General features: G+C 63.8%; 6 protein-coding genes and 1 pseudogene. 3 read left to right on the forward strand and 4 right to left on the reverse strand.

Annotation, left to right across the window (positions count from 1 at the left end; translation table 11 throughout):
* Nucleotides 1-36 precede the first annotated feature (36 nt).
* The 4 genes and pseudogenes from ACOJTD_RS25830 to ACOJTD_RS25845 all read right to left on the reverse strand — a co-directional run bounded on the left by ACOJTD_RS25830 (nt 37) and on the right by ACOJTD_RS25845 (nt 6,650).
* Nucleotides 37-669 (reverse strand): annotated as a pseudogene (locus ACOJTD_RS25830) (tyrosine-type recombinase/integrase).
* 171 nt (nt 670-840) lie between these two features.
* The gene (locus ACOJTD_RS25835) at nt 841-2,319 is read right to left on the reverse strand and encodes an efflux transporter outer membrane subunit (protein ID WP_420135701.1); all 1,479 of its coding nucleotides are present in this window, start codon (nt 2,317-2,319) and stop codon (nt 841-843) included.
* A complete protein-coding gene (locus ACOJTD_RS25840) occupies nt 2,316-5,549 on the reverse strand; it encodes an efflux RND transporter permease subunit (RefSeq protein WP_420135702.1) in 3,234 nt (1,077 codons plus the stop codon). The genes ACOJTD_RS25835 and ACOJTD_RS25840 overlap by 4 nt, the downstream gene beginning before the upstream one ends.
* 9 nt (nt 5,550-5,558) lie before the next feature.
* Nucleotides 5,559-6,650, reverse strand: coding sequence for an efflux RND transporter periplasmic adaptor subunit (locus ACOJTD_RS25845; protein WP_420135703.1), 1,092 nt, complete (start codon nt 6,648-6,650; stop codon nt 5,559-5,561).
* A gap of 319 nt (nt 6,651-6,969) precedes the next feature.
* Between ACOJTD_RS25845 and ACOJTD_RS25850 the strand changes: the two genes are divergently transcribed.
* From ACOJTD_RS25850 to ACOJTD_RS25860, 3 genes are all read left to right on the forward strand, one after another.
* Nucleotides 6,970-7,644: a response regulator transcription factor gene (locus ACOJTD_RS25850; protein ID WP_420135704.1), complete on the forward strand. Its 675-nt coding sequence runs from the start codon at nt 6,970-6,972 to the stop codon at nt 7,642-7,644.
* A complete protein-coding gene (locus ACOJTD_RS25855) occupies nt 7,645-9,030 on the forward strand; it encodes an ATP-binding protein (RefSeq protein ID WP_420135705.1) in 1,386 nt (461 codons plus the stop codon).
* A 942-nt stretch (nt 9,031-9,972) separates the two neighbouring features.
* Nucleotides 9,973-11,778, forward strand: coding sequence for a glycoside hydrolase family 16 protein (locus tag ACOJTD_RS25860; protein WP_420135706.1), 1,806 nt, complete (start codon nt 9,973-9,975; stop codon nt 11,776-11,778).
* Nucleotides 11,779-11,891: the final 113 nt, after the last annotated feature.

Genomic DNA, 11,891 nt, shown 5'->3' on the forward strand with positions numbered 1-11,891 from the left:
AAGCCGGGCAGAGCTGGTCTGCTCTGCCCGGGTATTTCAGACATCAACCTGCTCGGCCATCGCGAGAGCGTCGTCGACTTCAATTCCGAGATATCTGACAGTACTCTCGACTTTCGTATGTCCAAGGAGCAGCTGTACCGCCCGGAGATTTCCGGTTCGGTGGCAAATCAGTGTCGCTTTGGTCCGCCGCAATGAGTGGGTCCCGTAGAAGCTTGCATCCAATCCGATGCTTTAAACCCATTCCTTCGCCAGGCGTGCGTACTGCCGGGTGGTCATGGGCTGGTCCGGGTGTCGTCGGCCCGGGAACAGGAAACCCCGCCCCGCAGTCTTCCTCGTCCTTAAATAGGCATCAACAGCGTCGCGCGTCTGCTCGGTCAATTCAAACTTGACCGGATGTCCGGTTTTCGGTTGTCGGACCAGCGCTCGGTCGATGGCCAAGCCGTGGGGCGCAACGTCTTCAACCCTCAGCTTGACGAGGTCGCATCCCCGCAGCTTGCTGTCGATAGCAAGATTGAACATCGCGAGTTCGCGCGTCCGCTCTTCCATCTGAAGCTTGCTCCGGATTGCCCAAACGTGTTTCGTCTGGAGCGGCGGCTTGGGCCCGATCAGTTTTCCCTTATTCCACGGGACCACGTGGCCGGACCGCCCAATTTCTTCGGTGCTCTGCATAGCCAGTCTCCTTTGCTGGAAAGAGAACAGGCCATCTTAGCGCGGACTGGCTTCCTTCGGAGCGATCCGGCCAACACACCCGAGGCCGGGCAACGTCCTTCGGCGTCTTTGACCCAAAGCGGACACGCCGGTTGTTGAAATCCCTCCAATAGGATTCCAACGGGAACGACTTTAATGCTCGAGGACGCATAGGCGCCAATCGTCTGCCCTGCAGTTCTGCGGCCAGCTGCCGCCGGTCGCCATGAACAGGCCTGCGGCGTCCGACAGCCGCGTCGCCTCAGCCTGCACGCGCGCCACCGCCGCGTTGAAATAGGTCTGCTGCGCGTTCAGCACCGCGACCTGATTGACCTGCCCGAGCTTGAGCTGCTGACGCACGATATCGAGGCTGGTGCGGGCCACGGTCTCCGCCTTGATGGCCGAGCTCACCAGCCTGGCGTCGATGGCGAGGCTCTGCAATGCGTCGGCGACGTTCTGCAGCGCTGCGATCACGGCCTGACGATATTGCGCGTCGGCCTGCTCCAGCGCCGCCTCGGCGGCGTGCTGCTTGTTGAGCAGCGTCATGCCGTCGAAGATCGGCTGGGTGGCGTTGGCGGCGAGCACGTAGAAGCCCGTGCCGGGCGCGAACAGCTGGGCGAATTTATAGGCGCTGGCGCCGGCGCTGCTGCCGCCGATCGCGATGTTCGGCAGCCGCGCCGCCACGGCGACGCCGACCTGGGCGCTCACCGAATGCAAATTGGCCTCGGCCGCCCGCACATCCGGACGATGCCGGACCAGCGTGGACGGCAGCAGCACCGGAATGTTGCGCGGCAACGTCAGTTGCGCGAGTTCGAAGCGCTGCGGAATGCCGGCGGCCGACGGCTCGCCGGCCAGCGCCGTCACCAGGTCGCGCTGGACCGCGAGTTGCTTCTCGAGCGGCGGCAGCGTCTGCTCGACCTGGGCCAACGCCGCCTGCTGGCTGAGCACGTCGACCTGCGCGGCTTGTCCGGCCTCGAATTGCGATTTGAGGATCTGCAGAATGTCGCGTTCGATCGCGATGATCCGCTGCGTCGCGGCGATCTGTCCGCGCAGCGATGCCTCGCCGATCGCTGCTGTGACGATGTTGGCGGTGAGCGACAGATGCGCCGCCTCCAGCTGGAAGTGCTGCTGCTCGGTGATGGCGTCGAGGCTCTCCACCGCACGCGCGTTCGCACCCCAGATGTCCAGCGTGTAGGCGATGGTGAGCTGGGCGGTGTGCAGCGTGTAGCGCTGCTGCGGCACGTCCGAAGGCTCGTAATTCGACGTGAGCTGCGCCGACGGTCCATAGCTCGCCGCGACCTGCGGAAAGTACAGGCCGCGCTGCGCCAGTGCATTGTAGCGCGCGAGCTTCAGGGCGGCGTCGGCGGCCTGCAGCGACGGATTGTTGGTCACCGCCGCACGGATCACCCGGTCGAGCGGCACCGAGCGAAACGCCGACCACCACCGCGTCGGGATGTCTTCGGCCGCCACGAACGGCGCCCCCTGCTTGCCGCCCGCAGCCGGCAGCGGCGCGGCAGTGTAGCGATCAACGGACGGCGGCGCCGGCGTGATGAAATCAGGGCCGACCGCGCAGCCGCCGAGCAACATGCAGATCGCGGTGGCCATCACGCTGCGCTTGGCGTGCACGCGGCTCATGTCGGCTCCTCCGGCGTCGTTCTGGCGTCCTGCTGAGGTGCCGGGGCCGGATCGCGCAGGAACAGTTTGCGCATCGCCGGCGCCACCACGAGCAGCAGCAACGGGCCGATGAACATGCCGCCGACCACGACGGTGGCGAGCGGGCGCTGCACCTGGCTGCCGATGTCGTGCGAGAGCGCCGCGGGAAATAGACCGACGCCGGCCGAAAGCGCCGTCATCAGCATCGGCCGCATGCGTTGCTCGGACGCCTGCAGCACAGCGTCCGCGGTCGAGACGCCGGTCGCGCGCAGCTCGCGCACATAGGTGATGTTGAGAATGCCGTCCATCACCGCAACGCCGAGCAGCGAGATGAAGCCGATCGCGGCCGAGACGCTGAAATTCAGCCCGGTGAGATACAGCGCGATCAATCCGCCGCCTGCCGCGAACGGAATTCCAACCAGCGCCAGCAGGCTGTCGCGGATGGTGTTGAACAGCGCATACAGCAGCACGAACACCAGCAGCAGGGTGATCGGCACCACGATCATCAGCCGCTGCTTGGCTTCCTGCAGATTGTCGAACTCACCCGACCAAAGCAGCCGATAGCCGACCGGCAACTGCACGGCCTCGGCGACGCGCCTCTGCGCCTCCTCGACGGTACTGCCGAGATCGCGACCGCGCACGCTGAACTTGATCGGGATGTAGCGCTGGCTCTTTTCGCGATAGATGAAGGACGCGCCGGTATCTAGCGAGATCGTGGCGAGTTCGCTGAGCGGGATATAGGCGTTGACGCCGCTCGGCGTCGCGTAGGCGACCTTCAGCTCGCGGATGGCGTCAACGCTCTGGCGGAAGCGCGGATCGAGCCGCACCACGACTCCGAACTGGCGATCGGCTTCGAGCACCGTCGTGGCGGTGCTGCCGCCGACCGCGGCCTGGATCACCGAATTGACGTCGCCGGTGTTGAGGCCGTAGCGCGCCGCGCGTTCGCGATCGACCCGGATGTTGAGATTGGGCTGACCGAGCAGATGAAACACGCCGAGGTCGGCGACGCCGCGGACCTGGGCCATTTCCCGCATCACCTTGTCGGCGAGCTGCTCCAGCACCTGCAGATTGGGGCCGACGATCTTGACCGAGTTGGCGCCCTTTACGCCGGACAGCGCCTCTTCGATGTTGTCCTGGATGTACTGCGAGAAGTTGAAGGTGACGCCGGGCAGCTCGGCGTCGAATTCCTTCTGCAACTGATCGGCCAACATCTCCTTGGTCAGCCCCTTCGGCCACTCGGAGAACGGCTTCACCGGCGCGAACAGCTCGACGTTGGAAAACGCCGAAGCATCGCTGCCGTTGTCCGGCCGGCCATGCTGCGACACCACGGTGATGACTTCGGGATGGCGCAGCAGGATGTCGCGCATCTTGCGGACATAGGTGGTGCCGGCGTCGAGCGACATCGTCGGCGGCATCGCGGCGCGGATCCAGAAATTGCCCTCTTCCAACGCCGGCAGGAATTCGCTGCCGAGCCGCGTCGCCGCGAGACCCGAGATCGCGAGAAACACCAGGCCGGCGATCACCGCCAGCTTCACGCGCGCCAGCGACCAGCGCAATACGGGTTCGTACATCCGTCGCAAGGCGCGGACGATCATGGTCTCGTGCTCTTCGAGCGGCGCCGGCAGCAGCAGCGACGCCAGCACCGGCGTCACCGTGAAGGTGGCGATCAGCGCGCCGGCCAGCGCGTAGCCGTACGTCCGCGCCATCGGCCCGAAGATCTGGCCTTCGACGCCCTGCATGGTGAACAACGGCACGAACGCCGTCACCGTGATGGCGGCGGTGAACAGTACAGCCTTGTCGACCTGCAAGGCGCTGGCGAAGATCATCTTCAGCCGCTCGGTCCAGACCGGCCGCTCGGGCGACGGCTCGGTCATCGAATCGCGGCTAGTCGTCTCGAGCGCGGCCAGCATGCGGAGTTGCTGGACCGCCGGCGACTGCAGATTGCGGAAAATGTTCTCCATCATGATCACGGCGGAATCGACGATGATGCCGAAATCCACCGCGCCGAGCGACAGCAGATTGGCGTCCTCGCCGCGCAGCACGAGAATGATGATCGAGAAGAACAGCGCGAACGGAATATTGGCGCTGACGATCAGCGCGCTGCGCAGATCGCCGAGGAAGATCCACTGGATCAAGAACACCAGCAGACAGCCGAACACCAGATTGTGCAGCACCGTGTGGGTCGTCACCGCGACTAGCACGCTGCGGTCGTAATACGGCACGATCTTCACGCCGGGCGGCAGGCTGCCGTCGCTGTTGAGCCTCGCGACCTCGTCCTGCACGCGCGGCACGATGTCGTTGGTGTGCTGGGTACGGCCCATCACCACGATGGCGGCGGCGACATCGTCGCTCTTGTCCCGCCCGGCGATGCCGAGCCGAGGTACGAACCCCACCGAGACTTTGGCGACGTCCTTGACCTGGATCGGCAGGCCGCCCGACTGGGTGAGGACGACGTTCTCGACGTCTCGAACCTTGTAGCCGTTGGCGATCGAATCGTCGCCGCCGCTGTCGATCAGTCCGATGCCGCGAATGTTCACCGATTGCTGGCCGATGGTGATCTCGCGGGCGCCGACATTGATGTTGGCATTGCCCAGCGCCGTGACCAGCTGCGGAACGGTGATGTTATAGGATTCGAGCTTCTGCAGATCGGCATCGACGTTGAACTGCTTGGTGGTGCCACCCCAGGCATTGATCTGCACCACGCCCGGCACCGTCATCAGCCGCCGCGCCACGACGTAGTCCTGCACGGTGCGCAAATTGGTCAGGCCGTAATTCGGCGGGCCGACGAGCTGATAGCGATAGATTTCGCCGACCAGGCTCGATTGCTGGATGGTCGGCACCAGATTGTTCGGCAGCGTGATGTTCTGGGTGATCGAATTAGCGGTCTGGGTCAGCGCGAAGTAATAGTCGATGCCGTAGCGGAAGGTGACGCGAACGAACGACAGGCCATAGAAGGAGGTCGAGCGGATCGTCTCGACGCCGGGGGTCGGATACAGCCCGACCTCCATCGGGATCGTGTAGTACTTCTCCATCTCCTCGGCCGACAGCCCCGGCGCCTGCGCGGTGATCTCCAGAATCACCGGCGCGGGGTTGGGATAGGCCTCGACATTAAGGCGCAGGAAGGCGGCGATGCCGGCGCCGCTGAAGACGATCAGCGCCAGCACGATGATCGCCTTACGGGTCAGGCAGAACGAGATGAGACCTTTGAGCACGCGGAGCGCCTAGCTGCTGGCCGCGTTGGCCAGCTTGTTGCTCAGGAAGATCGCGCCACTGGTGACCACGAGTTCGCCGGGGGCAACACCTTCGAGGATCTGCCGGCGATCGTCCTGCGCAGTTCCGATCTTGACGGTCCGCCGCTCGAAGACCCGGCGATCACGCGTCACCCAGATCGACATCGTGCCGTCACCCTCGCGCACGACGGCATCCATTTTCAAAGCGGGCGACGTCACCGGCGGACTGACGTCGATCGAGAACGTCGCCAGCATGCCGGGCAGCAGCAGGTTCGACGGATCCTCGATCTCGCTCCGCATCATGCGGCGATGCGTATTCGGATCGATGTTGGCGCCGAGCGTAGTGATCCGGCCACGGAAGATCTTGTCGGGGAACGCTGCGACCTTCACCTCGACCGGCTGGCCGAGCTTGAACATCGGCGCGTCGGTCTCGACCACATTGGCCACCATCCATTTGAGTGACAGATTGGCCAGCGTCAGCGGCGCCGGCGCGTTGCCGGGCTGGACGTAGAGACCAGGCGCGGCATTGCGGGCCGTGACCTGGCCATCGACGGTGCTCCGCACGATCAGGGTCGAATCCACCTTGCGCTCGGCAATAACCCGGTCGATTTCCTCGTCAGTCTTGCCGAAAATGCGCACCGCATTGCGGGCGGCTTTGTAGTTGCCTTCCGCAGTCTGCTGATCCGACGTGGCCTGATCGACGTCGCGCTGGGAGATCCCGCCGATCTTCAGCAATTGGCGCAAGCGGCCGAGCGCGCGGTTCTGCAACTCCAGCACGCCCGCGGAGGCGAGCAACGTCGATTCCGCCTGGAGCAGGTCCGGGCTGTCGATCGTGAACACCGGTGTCCCGGCCTTGACCTGATCACCGATGTTGGCGGTGGCTTCGATGATGCGGCCGGCATAAGGCGTAAAAACCTGCACGAGCAAGTTCTCGTTGTAGCCGATGGTGCCGACCGCATCCTTGGTGATACGAAACTGACGCTGTTCAACCGGCTCGATCATCACTGCGTCGGCCTGCTTGGACGACAACGTGACCGTCTGACGTTGCAGGTCGACGCCGTCGCGCGCCGGAGAAACGGTCACGACCGTATCCGCATCGGCATCCCGGACCAGACCGCTCCCGCGCAAGCTGGCGATCGCCACGACGACAACCGCCGCCGCGATCAGCGCGACGCTTGCGAGAAGGATCGGGCGTTGCCAGCGTCGCGCCATTGTCAACCTATTTCGGCCAAAGCCGGACCAGGAGACCAGCTACCGGGAAACTGCACTAGCAGCGCAAGCTTACATGCACCTTACAGGAATGCTTCGCGACCGAGACTCTCGTGCGATTGCTGGATGGATTACCTCGCCGGCCGGCTCGTGCTAGGAAAGGTGAGCCGCCACTCAATAAATGCTGCTGAGCATGCGCATTTTGATCGTCGAGGACAATATCGAACTGGCCGGCCTGATTTCGCGCGGACTGGCCGCATCGGGTTACGAGCTGGACGTGGTCAACGCGCTCGGCGACGCCCGCCTGGCACTCGCCGGCGTCGGCTATCTGGCGCTGATCCTCGATCTCGGTCTGCCCGACGGCGACGGCATGACGCTCCTGCGCGAGCTGCGCGCCAGGGACGAGCCGATCCCCGTCCTCATCCTGACCGCACGCAGCGGGCTCGACGATCGCGTCGCCGGATTGAAGAGCGGCGCCGACGATTATCTGGTCAAGCCGTTCGCCATTGAAGAACTGGTCGCACGTCTCCAGGCGATCCTGCGCCGGCCGGGACAGTTCCTCGGCCGGTCGCTCAGCCTCGCGAACCTCACCTACGACACCGAAAGTCGCCAAGTCTTCATCGGCGGTGAACCGCGGCTGTTTTCGGCCCGCGAACTCACCGCGCTCGAGATCCTGCTGCGCCGCCAAGGCCGAGTCGTGCCCAAGAAGGCGATCGAGGATCACATGTTCGGCCTGACCGGCGAAGTCGCGTCCAATGCCGTCGAGGTCTATGTGTCGCGACTGCGCAAACAGCTCGACGGTTTCGGCGCCACCGTCGAAGTCCGCACCATCCGCGGCGTTGGCTATCTGCTGTCGGAGGCAAAATAGATGCTGCGCCGCGGCTCGCTCGCCTTTCGCGTGCTGCTGCTGCACGCGGTCGCGCTGACGATCACCGCCGTGATCCTGCCGCTGATCCTGGTCTGGCTGCTCGGTCGCGAAGTCGATCGGCTGCACGAACAGACGATGCGGCGCCAGGCTAAAGTCATCGCTCAGCAACTCTCGACTGATGCGACGGGGCATCTCACGCTCGATCTGCCACAGGATTTGCGCGATCTCTATTCGGCCGCCTATGGGCGCTACGCCTATGCGGTGCTCGATGCGTCCGGCAAGATGCTGTTCAGCTCGAACGGGAGCAGCGCGCCGTTGCTGCCCTTGCCGAAGAAGAATTCGACGTCCGCATTGGCGCCGCTGCCGAGCCGCGATCTGTTCACCGGCGAAGGCATCACCCGGACGATCGGCGGCCAAGTCCTGACCATTCAGGTGGCGGAAGATCTGTCGCATCGCGACGTCATCACCGACGACATCGTCGCCGACTTCTTCCGCACCGTCGGCTGGATCACGCTGCCGATCCTGCTGCTGCTCCTCGCGATTGACATCGTGATCTTCCGCCGCGCCATGCGTCCGTTGGTCGAGGCGTCGGAGCGCGCCGCGGCGATTGGGCCGGCGCGTGCCGGGATTCGCCTGCCGGCCGTGGTCCTTCCGCGCGAAGTGCAGCCGTTGGTCGAAGCCGTCAACCAGGCGTTCGACCGGCTCGAGCACGGCTACCGTGAGCAGCGCCGCTTTACCGCCGATGCCGCGCACGAACTGCGCACGCCACTGGCGATCCTGAATGCACGGATCGAAACGGTCGGCTCCGCGCACGACAACAAGGATCTCCTCCGCAACATTGACACCATGAGCCGCATCGTCGCGCAACTTCTCGACGTCGCCGAGATCGACGGCATGCGGATCGATCCGTCCGAGGTCGTCGACCTGTCGCAGATCGCTGTCGAGATCATCGAACAAATGGCCCCGGTGGCGCTTGCGGCCGGCAAGGATATCGAACTCATCGGCGGCGACGCGCCGGCCGAGGTGCACGCCCACGCCGAGATGGTGCGTCGCGCGCTGCGCAACCTGGTCGAAAATGCCATTCGCCACACGGCCGCCGGCAGCGCCGTCGCCATCGAGGTCGGGCACGACGGCTCCATCAGCGTCCGCGACCATGGGCCCGGCATCGCGCCAGTCGACCGCGCCGCCGTGTTCCAGCGCTTCTGGCGTGGCGACCGCACCCGCAGCGACGGCGCCGGCCTCGGCCTGTCGATCGTCAAGACCGTGATGGACGAGCACGGCGGCGGCATCGAGATCGCCGACGCGACCGGTTCTGGCGCCCGGTTTACCATGCGCTTTCGAGCAGCCCGACAAGAACGATTATCGCCTCAACCTACCTCTTCGTGATGACGCGACGAAGGTCGCTTGCGAAAACCGCCCGTCCGCATTTGGCCATGCGGCACATGGAGGTCGACACACCGATCTGGCCTTTTGCCCCGCCCCACAAAGAAGCAAGTTTTCGATTGTGACGACCAACCGGCTTTTCTCGCGAACCTCCAAGGCGATCGATCGCGCTTCTATTGGCCGTCGGCTGATTGCCAATCAGCTGATAAGCTCAGATAATCCGTTCGGCCGCGAGGACGCTTCGACTAATTTATACATACAAGCTGCGTTCCGAACGAACCGGGCCTCATCAAGGCGTGATGCCCGGACTGATACTTATCAGCCTCCTCCGACGTGAGATCGACAATGCCGCGCGATTACTCAATCCGCTCCTGAAATAGACGGCCCTACTATCGACCAATGGACCCGCCATGTGCGACTTGCGCCGGCGCCCCCCGCTACTTTCTCTTCTGGATATCGCTACCGAACCCCTTATTCGCACTTGACAGAGATACGCACTCTTGATGTTGCCGCGATCCGATCAATAGTCCTACTCCAGGGTTACCTCGGAGACTTGATAAATCGACTCGGATAATGGTGTTGTTAGCTGTCCGACAATCAGCTCCACCAATCGCTAAGAAAGACGAATCTCGACTGAATTCGACGACATCCAATCGTCCTAAGTAATAATACTAGCCTGCCAGCCCCCCCACGACTCAGCCGGCCCTACGTCATTGAAATGAGTACCATCTTTCCGTCCGCCAACACTTCGACAACTAACTGCCTTACAACCGTTAAGATTCGGCACGTCTGCACCCTAATCACAACCCGTTGTCGCCACACTCCAATCCTAGCCACTTGGAGGTGATGGGCTCGGGCTCGGGGGCGAGCTACCGCGGCATAAACTTCAGAGTAGTCGAGAAACCGCTCACGAAGGCGCGGTAACAATCAACAAGGTCTGGCACGATGGCTTTATCAACACCGACTGGGTACTCGGCGGACAACCTCGTCTACCAGGAGAGCTTTGACGGAAATACGCTCAATACCGCGTGGCACAAATACATCACCAGCAAGGCGGCCAACGGCTCGCCCTGGAATTCCTATAACGGCGGCAGCGGTCCGGGCGGCCCCTACGAGGCCGAATTCGACATGCCGGGGCAGGTCTCGGTGCACGATGGTGTGCTCGACATCACATCCAGCAAAGCCCCGATCACGGGCATGAACCAAGGCTCCGTGATGAACTACCCGATGACGTCGGGCGTCGTCAGCAGCTACGGCAATTTCGAGTTCACCGGCGGCCTGCTTCAAGTCAGCATGAAGCAGCCGTCCGGAAACGGCGCCTGGCCCGGCATCTGGCTGATGCCAGGGAGCGGCTCGTCGGCCGGCGACAATTTCGAGATCGACATCCAGGAAGGCGGCTACACCGGCAAGGGCCCGGTGAACCAAGCGTTTCAGTGGCACATCCACACGCCGAACGGCGATCTCGGCGGGGTAATAGACACTGGAGTTGATCTGACGGCCGACTTCCACACCTACGCCATCGATTGGCAGCCGGGGAAGTCGATTACCTGGTATCTCGACGGCAAGCAGATGGCACAGGTCACGAGCGCACAATTGCCGATCCCGAAAGAACCGATGGAGCTCATACTGGACAGCCAATGGGCGAATTCGAAGGCTGCCGGCTGGCATTCGACGGTCGATAGTACGACGCCAACGACCACCCACATGCTGGTGGACGGCGTGCAGCTCTACCAGAAGCCCGGCAGCGGCCACACGGTCAAGGGCGGCAACGTCGATGCTGGGACGACGCCGACCACTCCGACCAATCCGACGACGCCAGTGAATGTGGCACCGAACGTAGCCGCCGTCACGGCACTTCCGGGCGCCGGCGTCGAACATGTCGGCGACAAGATCGCCCTGACGCTCGCTTTCGACGAGGCCGTGACGGTCTCCGGCAAGCCGACTCTGAGCCTCAACGACGGCAGCGTCGCCACTTATGTCAGCGGGTCCGGGACCGACAAGCTGGTGTTCTCCACGACGGTCGCCGCGACCGACCGCAGCACGTCTGCGCTTGCCATCACGGGCGTGAATCTCGCCAACGGCGCGAGCATCAAGGATGCGGGCGGCCTCGCGGCCAACCTCGCGGGCGCGGTGAAGACCTTTACGGGGCTCTCGGTCGATACTTCACCTGTGACTCCGCCGGTCGTCCAGCCGCCTCCAACCTCGGGGCCGACCAAGCCGCTCCTCGTGGTTGCCGACAACACGTTGTCCGTCAGTCCCGGCGGCGCGATCGACCTGGGCATCGATGTTTCCACGACGGACAAGAACGACCTCGTATCCGTGACCATCACGGGACTGCCGCGCTACGAGACGATCACGGACGGGCTCGGCCACGTGCATAGAGGTAATAACATCACGCTGACCGCGGCCGAAGTCGACAGCGGCCTGACGCTCAAATCCAACTATCATGGGACCGGCTCACCCTCGGCAACCCTGTCGGTGACCGCAACTGGCAAGGATCCGGTCACGGGCACGTCCGTAACCTCTCCGGTACAGACCATCACGGTCGTCGATCCGCCAGCCGCTGGCAGCGGCTGGTTTCCGCCATCGGCCAGCGGTGATCACAGCCACGACCAGGGCTTCGCCCTACTGAGCCAGGCGCTGGCAGGAAACCTGCAGAGCAAACCGGACCTGGGCACAATCGCTTCTGCGACCGGCTCGAACGCCGGACACTGGCTGAATCAATCGATTCTGACTCGTCCGTACGGCTAGCCTGATCATGACTGCGTTCCGGGGCCTTGGCCCCGGGACGTTCGTCCGCCCGACCGCAAAGCGGTCGTCCCGCGGATACGAACGCGATCTGTCTCCTTGGCGCAAAGGACTCA

This window comes from Rhodopseudomonas sp. (assembly GCF_048594845.1).
GTDB lineage: Bacteria > Pseudomonadota > Alphaproteobacteria > Rhizobiales > Xanthobacteraceae > Rhodopseudomonas.